This is a genomic window from Verminephrobacter aporrectodeae subsp. tuberculatae (genome assembly GCF_026127385.1).
Taxonomy (GTDB): Bacteria; Pseudomonadota; Gammaproteobacteria; order Burkholderiales; family Burkholderiaceae_C; genus Acidovorax; species Acidovorax aporrectodeae.
The window spans coordinates 630,623-646,697 of record NZ_QZCX01000003.1 but is presented as its reverse complement, the minus strand read 5'-3'; the positions used below and the strand labels follow the sequence as shown (position 1 = coordinate 646,697).

The 16,075-nt window shown below is 67.8% G+C and carries 13 protein-coding genes; 4 read left to right on the top strand and 9 right to left on the bottom strand.

Features of this window, described 5'->3' with window-relative positions:
* The first annotated feature begins 35 nt into the window (after window positions 1-35).
* On the top strand, window positions 36-395 hold the full coding sequence (locus tag D5041_RS17955; RefSeq protein WP_265285388.1) for a hypothetical protein: 360 nt from the start codon (window positions 36-38) through the stop codon (window positions 393-395).
* A gap of 34 nt (window positions 396-429) precedes the next feature.
* Here D5041_RS17955 and D5041_RS17950 read toward each other — a convergent pair whose 3' ends face one another.
* The 4 genes from D5041_RS17950 to D5041_RS17935 form a co-directional block, all read right to left on the bottom strand.
* A complete protein-coding gene (locus D5041_RS17950; RefSeq protein WP_010101745.1) occupies window positions 430-1,146 on the bottom strand; it encodes an RNA polymerase sigma factor FliA in 717 nt (238 codons plus the stop codon).
* Window positions 1,147-1,217: 71 nt separating this feature from the next.
* A complete protein-coding gene (gene flhF / locus D5041_RS17945; protein WP_265285755.1) occupies window positions 1,218-2,591 on the bottom strand; it encodes a flagellar biosynthesis GTPase FlhF in 1,374 nt (457 codons plus the stop codon).
* Window positions 2,592-2,599: 8 nt separating this feature from the next.
* Window positions 2,600-4,675, bottom strand: a complete 2,076-nt coding sequence (flhA, locus tag D5041_RS17940) for a flagellar biosynthesis protein FlhA (protein WP_265258897.1) — start codon at window positions 4,673-4,675, stop codon at window positions 2,600-2,602.
* A complete protein-coding gene (locus D5041_RS17935) occupies window positions 4,672-5,823 on the bottom strand; it encodes an EscU/YscU/HrcU family type III secretion system export apparatus switch protein (protein WP_265285387.1) in 1,152 nt (383 codons plus the stop codon). Before D5041_RS17935 ends, flhA begins: the two co-directional genes overlap by 4 nt.
* Window positions 5,824-6,107: 284 nt before the next feature.
* Here D5041_RS17935 and D5041_RS17930 point away from each other — a divergent pair, with 284 nt between their 5' ends.
* Both D5041_RS17930 and D5041_RS17925 read left to right on the top strand, forming a co-directional pair.
* Window positions 6,108-7,415, top strand: a complete 1,308-nt coding sequence (locus tag D5041_RS17930) for a lytic murein transglycosylase (RefSeq protein WP_265285386.1) — start codon at window positions 6,108-6,110, stop codon at window positions 7,413-7,415.
* A 30-nt stretch (window positions 7,416-7,445) separates the two neighbouring features.
* Entirely contained in the window at window positions 7,446-8,654 is a 1,209-nt protein-coding gene (locus D5041_RS17925) for a D-amino acid dehydrogenase (RefSeq protein WP_265285385.1), read from the top strand.
* A gap of 40 nt (window positions 8,655-8,694) precedes the next feature.
* Here the strand turns inward: D5041_RS17925 and D5041_RS17920 are convergent, their stop codons facing one another.
* The 3 genes from D5041_RS17920 to D5041_RS17910 form a co-directional block, all read right to left on the bottom strand.
* Entirely contained in the window at window positions 8,695-9,021 is a 327-nt protein-coding gene (locus tag D5041_RS17920) for a type II toxin-antitoxin system PemK/MazF family toxin (RefSeq protein ID WP_265258893.1), read from the bottom strand.
* On the bottom strand, window positions 9,018-9,242 hold the full coding sequence (locus D5041_RS17915) for an antitoxin MazE family protein (RefSeq protein WP_265285384.1): 225 nt from the start codon (window positions 9,240-9,242) through the stop codon (window positions 9,018-9,020). The genes D5041_RS17920 and D5041_RS17915 overlap by 4 nt, the downstream gene beginning before the upstream one ends.
* A gap of 88 nt (window positions 9,243-9,330) precedes the next feature.
* Window positions 9,331-10,431: a DUF6036 family nucleotidyltransferase gene (locus tag D5041_RS17910; RefSeq protein WP_265285383.1), complete on the bottom strand. Its 1,101-nt coding sequence runs from the start codon at window positions 10,429-10,431 to the stop codon at window positions 9,331-9,333.
* Window positions 10,432-10,685: 254 nt separating this feature from the next.
* On the opposite strand from D5041_RS17910, the gene ggt reads away from it, so the two are divergent.
* Window positions 10,686-12,572 (top strand): gamma-glutamyltransferase, encoded by a 1,887-nt coding sequence (ggt, locus tag D5041_RS17905; protein WP_265285382.1) that lies wholly within the window; start codon window positions 10,686-10,688, stop codon window positions 12,570-12,572.
* A gap of 16 nt (window positions 12,573-12,588) precedes the next feature.
* Here ggt and D5041_RS17900 read toward each other — a convergent pair whose 3' ends face one another.
* Window positions 12,589-14,838, bottom strand: a complete 2,250-nt coding sequence (locus tag D5041_RS17900; protein ID WP_265285381.1) for an NADP-dependent isocitrate dehydrogenase — start codon at window positions 14,836-14,838, stop codon at window positions 12,589-12,591.
* A 149-nt stretch (window positions 14,839-14,987) separates the two neighbouring features.
* The gene (locus tag D5041_RS17895) at window positions 14,988-16,013 is read right to left on the bottom strand and encodes a helix-turn-helix domain-containing protein (protein ID WP_265258888.1); all 1,026 of its coding nucleotides are present in this window, start codon (window positions 16,011-16,013) and stop codon (window positions 14,988-14,990) included.
* Between the last annotated feature and the right edge of the window lie 62 nt (window positions 16,014-16,075).

Genomic DNA, 16,075 nt, shown 5'->3' with positions numbered 1-16,075 from the left:
ACGGCAGGTACGGCGCCGGCGCGCGACGCAAACGCATGACGTCGGAAGAATCCCTTGCGGCCGTTGAACGGCTGATCGCCGAAGTGTCTGCCGCCCTGCGCGCGGCCGACCGCGAATCGCTGGAACGGCACGCCCCGGCGCTGCGCGCTGCGGCGGCCCGGTTCGCTCTTGCGCGGCAGCAGTCTGCGCCGGCTGGCGTTGCGCTGTCGCGGTCCTGGAGAGCGCGTGTCGCCGCCATCGGCGCCACGCTCACCGTGCAGCGCGAGTGCCTGGCGCGTCTGTGCGCGCTCACCGACCGGCAGGTCGCAGGGCTGCTGCCCGCGGCCGACGCCGCGTCCACCTACGCGCCGGGCCTGCGCGCTGGGGCGGCGCGCACGTACCGTCCCGCAGGCTGAAGTTTCTTGGCCTCGCAGGCCGTTTGCTGGAGCCTCAGTGCGCGCGCATCTTTGCGCGCAGCCGGGCGATGGACTGGCTGTGCAGCTGGCACACGCGGGATTCCGTGACGCCCAGCACGGCGGCGATTTCCTTGAGGTTCATGTCCTGCTCGTAGTACATGCCCATGATGTGCCGTTCGCGCTCCGGCAGGCTTTCGATGGCGTGCACCAGGGAGGTCTTGAGCCGCCGGTCGCGCAGCAGTTCCACCGGGTCGGCGGCGCTGTCGACGACGTGGTGGTCCAGAAAACCGTCCTCACCGTCGCCGCCCGGCGCCATGTCCTCCAGGTACACCAGTTGGGTGCCGCGCACCTTGCCGAGCAGGCTCTGGTAGTCCGCCAGGTCCATCCCCATCTCGCGGGCGATTTCCGACTCCAGCGGGCTGCGGCCGAGTCTTTGTTCCAGCCGGTGCACGGCGTGCTCGATGTCTTTCTGGCTCTTGCGCGCGCTGCGCGACATCCAGTCGCTCTCGCGCAGTTCGTCGAGCATGGCGCCGCGGATGCGCTGGGTGGCAAAGGTTTCGAATTGCACGCCCTGCGCGGCTTCGTAGCGCGAGAGGGCGTCGGCCAGGCCCATCATTCCGGCCTGGATCAGGTCGTCGAGTTCCACGTTCGGCGGCAGCCGGGCGATCAGGTGGTGCGCGATCCTGCGCACCAGCGCAGCGTGCTGGCGCAGCATGGCGTCGCGGTCGAGCCGGCCCTTGGCGGTGTACATCGGCTCAGCGCCTGCGCGGGCAGGGCGCGCTCTTTTTCCGGCCCGTGGACGCCGGTACTTGCGGTCCGGTCTCAGGCATGGCCCTGTCCCTCCGGGTGCCCGCTGGCGGGGGAATGCGCGAAAAAGAATCCCAGGTCCGCCGCCTTGGGGTCGAACGCCGACCGGGCGGGCGCGCGCATGGACGCGCCGACGAGTTGCTGCGCGTCGGCGCGCTCCCAGTCCTCGGGGCCGCGCTGGCCCCGGGTCACTGCGCGCAGCACCAGTTGGTGGCGGATGCAGGCGTCGATCGCGGGGCCGAGTTTGACCGCTTCGTCGACCTTGGAGAGGATCGCCTGCTGCGGGCCCGCGCTCCGGAATGCGCCGAGCATGTCGTCGAGCGTATCCCCGTGGCAGCCGGCGTTGAGTACCAGCAGGCGCTGCACCTGCGGCAGTTCGAGCATGTCGAGCAGTTCGCGCCTGCGCGGGTCGCAGGGGGCCACGCCGGCGGTGTCGATGAGCACCATCTTTTTTCCGCCGAGCAGTCCCAGCAGGTCCTGCAGCGCCGCGCGGTCGTGCGCCAGATGCGCCACGATGCCCAGCGTGCGGCCGTATGCGCGCAGTTGCTCGTGCGCGCCCGCGCGGCAGTTGTCCAGCGTGACCAGGCCCACGCTGGCGGCGCCGTGGCTGCGCGCGCACAGCGCTGCCAGCTTGGCGGCGCTGCTGGTCTTGCCGACGCCGGTGGACCCGGTCAGCGCGAAGATTCCGCCCCGTTCGTGGAGCGCCGGTGCGTCCGCTTCGGTCCTGAGGTTGAGCTCCAGCGTCTGCATGATCCAGCGCACCGCTTGCGCGGGCGCGAGCGCCGGCGGCATGCGTTCGAGCAGCGCGCGCGCCAGGCCGGGCGAGTAGCCGGCGCGGATCAGCTTGAGCATGAGCTGGGACTGGATCGGGTTCTGCCCCGCCTGCCCGAGCCAGGCGAGCGTGTCCAGGCGTTCTTCGATCAGCGCCTGCATGGTCTGGAGTTCGTGCATTGCGTGGTTCTGCCGCTGCGCCGGCGCCGGGTCGGCGCCAGGCGTCGGTGCGCCGCGGCCGCGCCGCGGGGCCGCGGGCGCCTGGCCGCCATTGCCGGCTTCGGGGCTGGCCTCGTGGCGGCGGCGCAGCATGCGCTCGCGCACATAGTCCTGAAACGATAGCGTGCTCATGCTCAGCCGCTCGGCGTCTTCTTCCACCGGGTTGCGGCCCGGGCCGGGCGCCGGGGCGTTGCGTACGGGCAGCACGGGCGGCGCGGGCTGTGCGGACGGTGCGCTGGCGCCGTCGAATCGGCCCAGCGTGTCCTCGGCCGTGGCCAGCACTTCGACGCCCTCGGGCGTGGGGCGGTTGGACAGGATCAGGGTGCCGTCGCCAAAGGCCATGCGCGCCTTGGCCAGGGCCTGCCGGGCGGTGGGGGCGTGAAAGCGCTGGATGTTCATGCTCATGCTCATGCAGAGGCCCCCTTGAGGATCGGCCCGATGCGGATGCTGTGCGTCTGCGGGATTTCACTGTGCGCGAGCACCTGCAGCCGGGGCGCGACGCGGCGCACCAGACGGGAGACGGCGTTGCGGATCGTGTCGGGTACCAGCAGGCAGGCGGGCAGGCCCAGCTCTTCCTGCCCGAGCGCTGCCTCGGCGGCTTTCTGCGTGAGCAGGTCGGCCACGCCGGGGTCGAGCGCGGGGCCCGCCGCGTTGCCCAGGGCCTGCACGAGCAGGCGTTCGAGGCCGGGTTCGATGGCAATCACGTCGAGCTCGCGCGTCGGGCCGTAGATTTGCTGCACGATCGCCGGCGCGAGGGCAATGCGCACGCGGCGCGCCAGCTCGGCGGGGTCCGGGGTGGCGCCGGCATGCTCGGCCAGGGTCTCGACGATGCTGCGGATGTCGCGGATGTGCACCGACTCTTCGAGCAGCAGCTGGAGCACTTTCTGGAACGCTGCGATGGAGACCATTTTCGGAACCACCTCTTCGATAAGCTTGGGCGCCAGCCTGGCCACATGTTCCACCAGTTGCTGGGTTTCCGTGCGGCTCAGAAGCCTGGCGGCCTGCACTTGCATCAAGTGTGACAAGTGGGTGGCGATCACGGTTGGCGGATCAACGACCGTAAAACCCGCCATTTGCGCGGCTTCCTTCTGCTGCACGTCGATCCAGTGCGCCGGCAGGCCGAACGCCGGGTCCGTGGTCGGCGTGCCGATGAGCGGGGTGCTGATTCCGCCGGGGTTGATGGCCAGGAACATTCCGGGGAAGGCCTCGCCTTCGTCGACGATCACGCCGCGCAGCGTGATGCGGTAGCCGCCGGGTTTGAGCTCCAGGTTGTCGCGCACGTGCACGGCGGGCGGCAGAAAGCCCACTTCCTGGGCAAACTTGCGGCGCACCCCCTTGATGCGCGTCAGCAGGTCGCCCTGGCGGTTCCTGTCCACCAGGCTGATCAGGCGGTAGCCGAGTTCCAGACCCAGCGGGTCCACGGGCTGCAGGTCGTCCCAGCTGGCCTCGCCGTCTGCGGTCGGCACGGGCGGCTCCGGCGGCGGCGCCTTCTGGCGCGTGTGCAGGCGCCAGGCGCCGTAGCCCAGCAGCAACCCCAGGCCCAGGAAAACGAAGTGCGGCATGCGCGGAATCAGCCCCAGCAGCAGCAAAACGCCCGCGCTCACGCCCAGGACGCGCGGCGACATGAACAGCTGCTGGACGATCTGGCGCCCCATGTCGTGGTCCTTGCCGACGCGCGAGATCACCATCGCCGCGGCCACGGAGATGAGCAGGCCGGGAATCTGCGCCACGAGCGCGTCGCCGATCGCCAGCAGGATGTAGCTGTCGGCGGCCTGCTGCGCCGAGAGGCCGTGCTGCAAGACGCCGATGGACAGGCCGCCGATGAGGTTGATGAGCAGGATCAGGATGCCGGCGACGGCGTCGCCGCGCACGAACTTGGACGCGCCGTCCATGGCGCCGAAGAAGTTGGCCTCCTCGGCGACCTCGGCGCGCCGGCGCTTGGCCTCTTTTTCGTCGATCAGGTTGGCGTTCAGGTCGGCGTCCACGGCCATTTGCTTGCCGGGCATGGCGTCCAGCGTAAAGCGCGCGGACACTTCCGCGATGCGCTCCGCGCCCTTGGTCACGACGACGAAGTTGATCACCACCAGGATCGCGAACACGATCAGGCCGACCGCGAAGTTGCCGCCGATCAGAAAATGCCCGAAGGCCTCGATCACCGCGCCCGCTGCGCCCGCGCCGGTGTGGCCTTCGAGCAGCACCACCCGGCTGGAGGCGACGTTCAGCGACAGGCGCATCAGGGTCGTGAGCAGCAGCACGGAGGGGAAGGCCGCGAAATCCAGGGGGCGCAGCATGTACGCCGCGACCATCATGACCATCAGCGCCACGGCGATGTTCAGCGTGAAGAAGGCGTCGAGCATCCAGGGCGGGATCGGCAGCACCATGAGCGCCAGGATGACGACCACGAGCAGGGGCGCGGACAGGCCCTGGAGCGCGCCGGCGTTGGCGCCCATCCATTGCTGCAGCGACTTCAGGAAGGGGTTCATGCGGCGGCCTGCGGCGCGCTGCGCGCGAGCGGATCGAGTTGCGCGGGGACGTCGGGCTCGGGCAAGTCCTCGGGCATGCGGCCTTCGCCGCGCAGGGCGGCCTTCAGGCGGTAGACGTGCGCCAGCACCTGCGCCACGGCGGTGTACAGCGCGGCGGGGATGGCCTGGTCGAGTTCGGCGTGCGCGTGCAGCGCGCGCGCGAGCCTGGGCGCGTGCAGCACGGGAACGCCGTGTTTCCTCGCGAGGTCGCGGATCGCGAAGGCGACGAGGTCCGTCCCGCGCGCGATGAGCTGGGGGGCGTGCATGCTCCTTTCGTCGTACACGAGCGCGACGGCGTAGTGCGTCGGGTTCATGAGCACGAAGTCGGCCCGGGGAACGGCGCTGACGCTCGCGCGTTCGGCGATTTCGCGCTGGCGTTGGCGGATCCGCAACCGGGTGTGGGGATTGCCGTCCGACTCCTTGTGCTCCTGCTTGATCTCCTCGTGCGACATCCGCAGGCGCGCCTTGAAGAAATGGGCCTGAACCGGAATGTCGAGCAGCGCGGCCAGGGCCAGCACCAGCCACAGCAGGCCCATCCCCGACGCCAGCCAGGCGGCCAACTGCCCGATGGCCAGTGGCGAGGGCTGGAGCAGCAGCGGCGCCACCGTCTCCAGGCTGCTGTCCAGGAAGCGCCAGGCGACAGTGCCGAGGATCGCCGTCAACAGCACCATCCGGGCGGCGTTGGCCAGCTGCTGCCAGGAGAAAAGATGCGCCAGCGCGGCGACCGGGTCGAGCCGGCTGAACTGGGGCATGAGCGGCTTCGTGCTCAGAACCCAGCCACCGGATCCGAGCGCGCCGACCAGCGCCGCTGCGCCGGTGCATGCGGCAAACAGCGTGCTCGCCGCCAGACTCGGCAGCAGCATGCCCGGCAGGCGCTCGAGCATGCTGCCGGGCGCCATGACGGTGGCGGCGTCGAACGCCAGCTGCCGGCCCATGGCCTGCTGCAGGTGCTCCATCAGCTGCGCGGCGATCAGCAGCATGCACACGCCCCCCGCCCCGAGGATGCTCAGATCGCAGAGGTCGCGCGAGCGCGCTGCCTGGCCGTCGGCGCGCGCTTTCTGAAGCTTGCGTTCCGACGCAGGCAGGCTTTTGTCCTGGCTCGATGGCATGGCGCAATGGTGGCTGGTAGCCGGCCATTGTTGTGCGTGGCGCGCCAAGCCAAAGCCGGATAAAGGGGGCGTGGCGCCCTCTTTTGCTTGGCCGCAGCGCGGCGGCGGGCGCGTTGCGCTCGGCGCGAAATGCATGGCGCAGGGGGCTGTTCAGCTTTTCGAAGATCTTGTTGCATAGAATGAATGGACCTTCAAAGAGGGATCTCCCGGAAACACCCATTCAGTTATCCATGGTGCTGCGTGTCCCCCGCGCCCCATGAAACTGGGGGGCCCCAAAATAGCGCATGCAGAGAAACACCATCCCTTCACTCCGCCAACCCCTGCTGCTGTGGATGCCGCTCATCGCCGCGATCACGGCCGCAGGCTGCGCAGCGGGGCCACCGCATCCATCCTCCGGCGCAGCGCGCACCCCGGCGCAGTCCACGGGCGCCGCGCACGCGGACAGTGCGGCGCCCGCCGATGAGGCAGGATTCGCCGCGTGGCTGGCCGAGCTCTCGCCCCAGGCGCTGGCCGCGGGCATCCGGCCAGACAGCGTGCGCCAGGTGCTTGGCAGGGCGCGGCTGCTGCCGCGGGTGCTGCAACTGGAGTACAACCAGCCCGAATTCAGCCGCCCGCCCTGGACCTACCTGGACGGCGCGGTCTCCGCTCCGCGCATCGCGCAAGGCCAGGTCCAGCGCGCCAAGCACCGGGACGCTCTGGACGCCGCCGCCGCGCGCTACGGCGTCCCGGCCCCGGTGCTCACGGCCATCTGGGGAATGGAGAGCGACTACGGCCGCTACCTCGGCACCTTTCGCACGGTGGACGCGCTGGCCACGCTGGCTTACGCGGGGCGGCGCCGCGACTGGGCGCGCACAGAGCTGCTGGCCGCGCTGCGCATCATCGACCAGGGCGACATCGCAGCCGAGGCCATGCTCGGCTCCTGGGCTGGAGCCATGGGCCACACGCAGTTTCTGCCCTCGGTGTATCTGGCGCAGGCGGTGGACGCCGACGGCGACGGACGGCGCGACATCTGGGGCAGCATCCCCGACGTGGCGGCCTCCACTGCCCGGTTCCTGGCCGACGTGGGTTGGCAAACGCAGGAGCCCTGGGGCTGCGAAATCCGCCTGCCCGATGGTTTCGATCACGCGCGCGCCGAGTCCGACGTCCGCCAGAGCGCGGAGCAATGGGCGGCAGAGGGGCTGCGCGGGGTCGATGGCCAGGCGCTGCCGGCGCTGGCCTCGGCCGCGGTGATTGAGCCCGCCGGCGCACGTGGCCCGGCGTTTCTCGTGGGGCAGAACTTCCGCAGCCTGCTGCGCTACAACAACTCGACGCATTACGCGCTCGCCGTGGCCCTGCTCGCCCAGCGCATCGACGCGGGCCCGGGCGTCGTTGCCGACTGGCCGCGCGACCTGCAGCCGCTCTCGCGGGGGCAGATGCAGCAACTTCAGACGATCTTGAACGCGCAGGGCTACGACAGCGGAGCCTCGGACGGCGTGTACGGCCCGGCCACCCGCGCGGGTCTGCGCCGCTATCAGCAGAGCCGGGGCCAGGTGCCGGACGGCTACCCCACGCTGGAGTTGCTCCAAAGCCTGCAAAGCTCCCCGGGCGGGTAACCCCGGCGCACGCAAGGAGCAACGCACAAGATGCAGGTCTGTGTACTGGGCGCGGGAATCGTCGGTCTGGCCGCCGCATACGAACTCCAGCTGCGCGGGATGCAGGTCACCGTGATCGACAGGGCGCAGCCCGGCGCCGGCGCGAGCAGCGGCAACGGTGCCCAGCTGAGTTACAGCTACGTGCAGCCGCTCGCGGACGCGGGCATTTGGCGACAACTGCCCCGGCTCCTGCTCTCGCCGCACTCGGCGTTCCGGCTGCGCCCGCAATGGGACTGGCAGCAATGGCGCTGGGGCCTGGAGTTTCTGCGCGCCTGCAACCGGCACACGTCCGAGCGCAGCAGCCAGTATTTGCTGGCGCTGGCTGCGCTCAGCCGCCAGCGGCTCGAAGCCATGCTGCAGGCCGAACGGCTCGACTGCGACTTTTCGTGCACCGGCAAACTGGTGCTCTACGACACGCCCGCGGGCCTGGCCGCGGCCCGGCGGCAAATGCAGTTGCAGCAGGCCTGGGGCTGCAAGCAGCAGGCCGTCTCCGCCGAGCGCTGCCTGGAGATCGAGCCCGCGCTGCAACACTGCCAGCGCCACATCGAAGGCGCGATCTACACCCCCGACGAATGCGCGGCCGACTGCCTGCGGGTCTGCCAGGGCCTGCAGGCGCTGCTCGCCGAGCGCGGCGTGCGCTTTCTGCTCGGCACCACGGTGCAGGGTTTCGAGCGGCAGGGGGCGCGCATCAGCGCCGTGAAGACGGACGCGGGCGCGGTGCCGGCGCAGCAGTTCGTGCTCTCCCTGGGCAGCGCGAGCCACGCGCTGGCGCGCACGCTGGGCCTGCGCCTGCCCGTCTACCCGCTCAAGGGCTACAGCATCACGCTCGATACCGCAGCGGCTGCAACGCCGCGCGTGAACGTGACCGACGCGGCGCGCAAGGTGGTCTTTGCACGCCTCGGCCGCCGCCTGCGGGTCGCAGGCATGGCCGAACTCGTGGGGCACGACGCGCGCATTTCGCCCGCGCGCATCCAAAGCCTGTGCCGCGCCACCCGCGCGCTCTTCCCGGGTTGCAGCGACTTTGCCGAATTGCGCCCCTGGAGCGGCCTGCGCCCCGCAACGCCGACCGGGCTTCCCGTTGTCGGGCGACGGTCGGATGCGCCCGAGAACCTGCTGCTCAACACCGGCCACGGCGCGCTGGGCTTTACGCTGGCGTTCGGTACGGCGGCGCAGCTGGCCGAACTGCTGGCGCCGGCCTGAGTCGCGCGAGCGCCCACCCCCGCGCTTTTACCCTTTCCCTTTACTTGGCAATCCCCAGAAAGATGGCCAAGCTGCGCTCGACGGCCACCATGGTGTGCGCGTCGATGCGTCCGATGGCTGGCCCCACCCCGTCGCGCTTCACGGGGAGCATCTTGTCCACCATGATCTGCGCAGGCTGCCGCAGGCCACTGCCAGCGCCGGGCGCAACAGTGATACGCAGCAACGGCGCATCGACCAGCGTGCTGGTGACGGGCAGCACCGTCACCGTGGGGTGCTCGCCAAACAAATCGGCCTGAATCACCAACGCGGGCCGGGGCTGGCCCAAGTCGCCCGGCATGGCAACGGTCACGATGTCGCCGCGCATCATGGCGTCCAGGCACCAATGCCTGCCAGGGCCGGATCCATGGACTGCTGCGGATCCGCGCCGGCCAGGTCCGCTGCGGCAACCAAGCGGCTCTGGCGGCGGCATTCCTCTGCAAAGTTCGGTCGCCGCGTATCCGATACCCAAATTTGCACCGGGCGAAGCCCGGCCACGCGCAGCGCGTCACGGTGCTTTTTCACCCGCGCATTGACGAGCGTGTTGACCATATGGAACCTCCTCTTGATTCGTTGCATGCATGCCATGTAGTTGTGTCCACCGTCACCCGCGCCGGGCCACAGCCAGCGCGGCAAGGCTTCAGGGTGCTCGCGGTTTTGCTCCGTTGGGCGGTTTGCAGCCCTCCATGCCGCGCGCCAGCGCAACGGCATCCCGGAGATTCAGGCGCAGCATGGCCAACCCGCCAACGTACCCGCCGATGGCGCTCGTTGCACGCTGCTCGATGGCGTCGGCAGTGGTCAAACCAAGGCCCACCAGCGCGGCAATATCCTCTTTGTCGTTGTCTGCAAAACGGACAATTTTGCTGACAGCCAGATCAACAGGGGAGAGCACGTGCAGCCTTATTTTTTCCAGTCCCCAATCCAGCGCAATGGCATCGCCGAGATAATCCTCGTGCATCAATGCAAAAGTCGGGTTGTAGTTGGTGTCGAAATAAATCGGCACAGGCCTTCCATTTTCCAGCGTAACTTCCACGATGAGGTCACCGGGGATCAAGACACGGCTGCCAAATTCGGCATCGACATCGGTCGTGACACGGCTGCCCGTGTAGAGATGCACGGCCATGCCTCCCGCCAAATAGACGTTCATGGGCCTGCTGAGCGAGAGGCGTTCTGCCAGTTGCTTGAATAACTCGCGCAAGCCATTGGCCAGCGCCGTTTGGGTATGGAACAGGAAGTTGCTTGGCATGGCTTGAATGCCGGCTGACGTGGAATACCTGCGTGCCACCTCCGATACTCCCTGTTCCAGGAGCCGAGGTCCGCGGCGCGCTGGAGAACCGAGTTCGAGAGCCAGCATGCTGCGCAAGCGCGGCAGATTGGACACCCAGCCCTTTCTGACGAGCGCGTCCGGAGCCATTGGCCCGTCGTCCGGGTGGTCGGTGAAATACTGCGCGCTGGCAGACGCCAACCTTCGGGATTCGCAGGGAAACTGGAACTGAATGAGCATGGCGGCCAATCGGAACACATGGGCTTCGCGCAGGTCGTTGGCTATTGGCGGCGCTTGCCGTGCGACGCTGGCGCAGCGGGACAGCAGTGCGGCTTCCATCTCTCTGGCGGATGCCGGTTCGGGCCTGCTGCCATGCGGCTCCCCGGGGCTCCGGGGCGCCTGCCTTGCCCGCGGCGCATGGGCCGGCCCATCTTTCTGGGCAGGGTCGGGTGCGCCGGGGGCCAGGAGTTTCTGCATGGGAGCGGCAATTATCGCCCCGGAGGCTGCCGTGTAAACGTTTCTCCCATGTGCGTTTCTCCTATGTAGAGCCGGCCGGGACATGGGCGCACAATGGCCGCCATCCACTCGGCACGTTCCTGGCGGGCGCCGCACGGAACACTGCGCACCCGCAGTCTCAAACCCTTTTCGATGGTGTGCACCGAGGGTGTGCTGCCCCGCGGGTCGTCTCCCCGGCCTGCGGTTCCCTCCCTTTTTTCAAGGACTTGATCACCATGCCGGCTTCTGTCTTTCGATGCATCCCTCCCCGCAGCACGGGCCTGTCGGGTATTACCGCGTTGGCCACGCTGTCCACCCTGGTGGCCTGTGGTGGCATTGGCCCGGGAACCCCGGTCGCCACGTCCGAGCCCCCCGGGCAGTACCTGCCACCGGAGCCGCCTTCGGGCTACACGTCCAAGGCGATCAGTTACGCGAACAAGGACATGGTGGCCGCAGCGAATCCGCTGGCCGTCAGGGCCGGGGTGGACATTCTGGCCCAGGGCGGCTCCGCCATCGACGCCGCGATTGCCTTGCAGATGGTGCTGAACTTGGTGGAGCCGCAGTCCTCCGGAATCGGTGGCGGCGCCTTCGTGCTTTACTTTGACAAGGGCGCCAACAAGCTTCTGGCGTACGACGGCCGCGAAACGGCGCCCGGGAGCGCCAGCCCCGATCTGTTCACCGGATCCGACGGCAAGCCCCTGGGCTTTCTGGCCGCCGTCGATGGGGGCCTGTCGGTGGGCACGCCGGGCGTGCTGCGCATGCTCGAAGCCGCGCACAGGGCGCATGGCAAGCTGCCGTGGAAGGCGCTGTTCGAGCCCGCCATCCAACTCAGCGAAAACGGCTTTGCGATCTCGCAGCGCATGAGCCTGTCGATCGCCGAGGCGGCCGCGCGCATCAAGGCCCAGGGCGAGCCCGGCGCCAGCTACTTCCTGAATGCCGACGGCACGGCCAAGGCCGCAGGGAGCATCCTGAAAAACCCCGAACTCGCGGCCACGCTCAGGGCCGTCGCCGCCGGTGGCGCCGACGCGTTCTACCAGGGCGACATCGCCCGGGACATCGTGGCCAAGGTCCGCAACCACCCGAGCAACCCCGGCAGGCTCTCGCTGGACGACCTGAGCGGCTACACCTACAAAATGCGCGAGCCCCTGTGCAGCGTCTACCGGGTGCAGTACCGCGTGTGCGGCATGCCGGCGCCCAGTTCGGGCGGCATCACCGTGCTGCAAACGCTGGGCATGTTGCAGCGTTTTGACCTGACCGCCATGCAGCCCAACACGCTGGACACGGTGCACGCCGTGTCCGAGGCGTACCGCCTGGCGTACGCGGACCGCGCGCTGTACGTGGCCGACCCCGACTTCGTGAGCGTGCCGCAGGCCGGCCTGATCGACGCCGATTACCTCAGGGAACGGGCCCGGTTGATCAGCATGCAAAAAACCATGGGCACGCCCGTGGCGGGAACGCCGCCCGGCGTGCAGGGTGCCAAGGGGCAGGACAACGCGCCGGCGCTGCCATCGACGAGCCACCTGTCCATCATCGACAGCGCAGGCAATGCGGTGTCCATGACGAGCAGCATCGAAAACGGCTTCGGCAGCCTGCAAATGGTGCGCGGCTTTCTGCTGAACAACCAGCTCACCGACTTCTCGTTCAGCGCCACGGACGCTGCAGGCAAGCCCATCGCCAACCGGGTGCAGGCCGGCAAGCGCCCGCGCAGCTCGATGGCGCCCACGATCATCTTCAACGCGAGCACCGGGGACCTGGAGGGGGTGATCGGCTCGCCCGGCGGCAGCGCCATCATCCAGTACACCACCAAGAGCATCCTGGGCATGGTGGACTGGGGCCTGAACGTTCAGCAGGCGATCAACCTGCCGAACTTCGGCGCGCAGACGAATGCGACCACCTCGATCGAAAAGGGCTCGCTCATCGACACCGCCGCCATCCGCGACGGCCTCAAGGCGCGCGGCCACACCGTGGCGCAGACGGTCTTCACCAGCGGTCTGCACGGCGCCGTGTTCAACGGCCTGCGCGCGAATGGCACGGCGGGCTTGCTGGCGCGCAACCCGGGCGCGGGCGCCTATGCCGGTGGCGCCGACCCGCGCCGCGAGGGCAGCGCCCAGGGCAACCCCTGAGTCTTGGCAAGGCGCATCAGGCGGCGGCCCCGGCGACCGCCCCGAGCGCCGCATTGAACGTCTGGCTGGGGCGCATCACGGCGCCGAGCTTGGCAGCGTCGGGCAGGTAGTAGCCGCCGATGTCCGCAGGTTGGCCCTGCACGGCGGCGAGTTCGGCGACGATGGTCTGCTCGTTGTCGCCCAACTGCCTGGCCAGCGGGGCGAACAGCCGCGCCAGCCCCGCGTCGTCCGCCTGCGCAGCCAGTTCCTGCGCCCAGTACAGGGCCAGGTAGAACTGGCTGCCGCGGTTGTCGAGCTCACCGGTCTTGGGCGATGGGTTGCGGTTGTTGTCCAGCAGCTTGCCCGTGGCGGCGTCCAGCGTCCTGGCCAGCACTTTTGCCCGGACGTTGTCGGTCTTGCGCCCCAGGTCCTCCAGCGAAACGGCGAGCGCCAGGAACTCGCCCAGCGAGTCCCAGCGCAGGTGGTTTTCCTCGACCAGTTGCAGCACGTGCTTGGGGGCCGATCCGCCGGCGCCGGTCTCGTACATGCCGCCGCCGGCCATCAGCGGAACGATGGAGAGCATCTTCGCGGAGGTGCCCAGTTCCATGATCGGGAACAGGTCGGTCAGGTAGTCGCGCAGGATGTTGCCCGTGGCGCTGATGGTGTCCTGCCCGCGGATCACGCGCTCGAGCGTGTAGCGCATGGCGCGCACCTGGCTCATGATCTGTATGTCCAGACCGGTGGTGTTGTGCTCGTGCAGGTACATCCGGACCTTGGTGATCAGCTGCGCCTCGTGCGGCCGGTAGGCGTCGAGCCAGAACACCACCGGCATTCCCGAGTTGCGCGCGCGCGTCACGGCCAGTTTCACCCAGTCGCGGATCGCCGCGTCCTTGACCTGGCACATGCGCCAGATGTCTCCGGCCTCCACGTTCTGGCTCAGCAGCACCTCGCCCGTCTCCAGGTCGGTGATGTTCGCCACGCCGTCTTCGGGGATTTCAAAGGTCTTGTCGTGCGAGCCGTATTCCTCGGCCTGCTGCGCCATCAGGCCCACGTTGGGCACCGTTCCCATGGTCTTCGGGTCGAAGGCGCCGTGCCACTTGCAGAAGTTGATGATCTCCTGGTAGATGCGCGCAAAGGTCGATTCGGGCATCACGGCCTTCACGTCCTTGAGCCGGCCGTCTGCCCCCCACATCTTGCCGCCGTTGCGGATCATCGCGGGCATCGACGCGTCCACGATGATGTCGTTGGGCGAATGGAAGTTGGTGATGCCCTTCGCGGAATCGACCATCGCCAGCTCGGGGCGGTGCTCGTGGCAGGCGTGCAGGTCGCGCTTGATCTCGTCCCGCATGCTCTGCGGCAGGGTGGAGATTTTGTCGTACAGGTTGGCCATGCCGTTGTTCACGTTCACGCCCAGTTCCTCGAACAGCCCGGCGTGTTTCTCAAAGGCTTCCTGGTAGAAGATCTTCACGCAGTGGCCGAACACGATCGGGTGCGAGACCTTCATCATGGTCGCTTTGACGTGCAGCGAGAACATCACGCCGGTCTGGCGCGCGTCTTCGATTTCCTTTTCGTAGAAGGCCAGCAGCGCCTTCTTGCTCATGAACATGCTGTCCACGACCTCGCGGTCGAGCAGCGACACCCGGGGCTTGAGCACGATGGTCTTGCCGCTGCGGGTGAGCAGTTCCATCCGGACGTCGCGCGCCTTGTCCAGCGTGATCGACTTTTCGCCATGGTAGAAGTCGCCATGGTGCATGTGCGAGACGTGCGTGCGCGACGCCTGGCTCCACTCGGCCATCGCGTGCGGGTTCTTGCGTGCGTACTCCTTGACCGCCTTGGGCGCGCGGCGGTCCGAGTTGCCCTCGCGCAGCACGGGGTTCACCGCGCTGCCGGTGCATTTCGCGTAGCGCGCGCGAATCGATTTTTCTTCCTCGGTCCGGGGGGCTTCGGGGTAGTCGGGCAGCGCGTAGCCCTTGTCTTGCAGTTCCTTGATGCAAGCGATCAACTGGCCCACCGAGGCGCTGATGTTGGGCAGCTTGATGATGTTCGCGTCCGCCTGCAGCGTCTTCCTGCCCAACTCGGCCAGGGCGTTGGGCACCCGCTGCTCGGCGCTCAGCGCTTCGGGGAACTCGCCAAGCACCCTGGCCGCCACGGAGATATCGCTCTCGATCACATCAATGCCCGCCGGCGCCGTGAACGCGCGCACGATGGGCAGGAAGGACGCCGTCGCCAAGCGGGGCGCCTCGTCGGTCAGGGTGTAGATGATGCTCGGTTGCCGGGTCGTCGTCATGGCTTGTCTCATGGAACAGTGTGCTGCGGTGGCGGGCAAACGCCCGGGGCGGATCATAGCGGGGCGCAAGCGCGGCATCGGTATTTCTTGTAAGGAGAGTGCCGCCTGAAATCCGTTCGTCTGCCTGGATTGCTGCCATCCAGGGGTTCTCAGCACTTCGGTCCGAATACGGATTTCGGTGCACAACCAAAGAAACGCGAAAAGGCAGCGCTAAAGTTGCCGGGATGCTCGTAGCCGACCGAATACGCCGCCTCGGCCACTTGGCAACCAGTTTCCAGCAGCTGCCAAGCCTTCTTCATCTTCACTTCCAGCAATAGACGGTGCGGGCTGGTGTTGAAACGCTGACGGAAGCCCTCCCGCAGCTTGCATTCATTGAGGCCGACGACGACTGCCAGTTCGGAGACCGTCAGACGCTGGTCCGTTGGCGACTCCAGAATCGCCCTGGCTGCATCGAGTTTTTCGATGTCCCGTTGGCAATAACGCGGCATGCGCTTCGGCAGTTGCAGATGGCGCAGTTGCTCGGCCAGCAGGTTGAGGGCGTGAATATGGATTTGCAACTTATCCGGTGATTCGTTCTGCGTTTCCCTTAGCAGGGCGTTGGCGTGCGCCTGGCTGACTCCGGTCGTCGGATGATGGGCCAACTGCTCTACGCCGCCTTTCCCTCCGAGCAGCAGTTTGCGGGCCGTTTCGCTCCCCAGGTAGTCGTCCAGCATCTCCGCCCCGATCAGCACGCGCAACTGCTCCACCCCGCAATGGCCCTGGTAGTGGCGTTCGCCCTGGATGCAGCGGAAGGTTGATACGGTCGTGTACCCCCTGCGGAAGCACAGTTCCTTGCCGCAGCGGCTGCGATACGCGGATTCTCCGGACAGCCCCAGCGTGATCGCGAGGACCGGCTGTTCCCGTTGCTTGACGCTGTCTTCCACCAAGTCCTTGCGGGGCTGGTAGCGCGTTTGCAGAAGACTGAAATCCGGTCCGATCCAAAGGCTGTCGGTCAGGCATTCGCCGAACTCATCGGGCAGCTGTTGCCGCACCCAACCATGTCGTCGCGTTTCCTGACGCCTTGGTATTTCGAGTGAGACCCGGTACGGCATATGACCTCCTTGTGCGCCCGTGCATCCCCAGTCCGGCTGCACGGATTGCATATGAAAAGCATGGGTTTGGATACGAATGAGCATGAGAATTGTTTCTGATGCGAAATATTATTGGACCCTCGAACATTTGTCGTCAACCCTGCGGG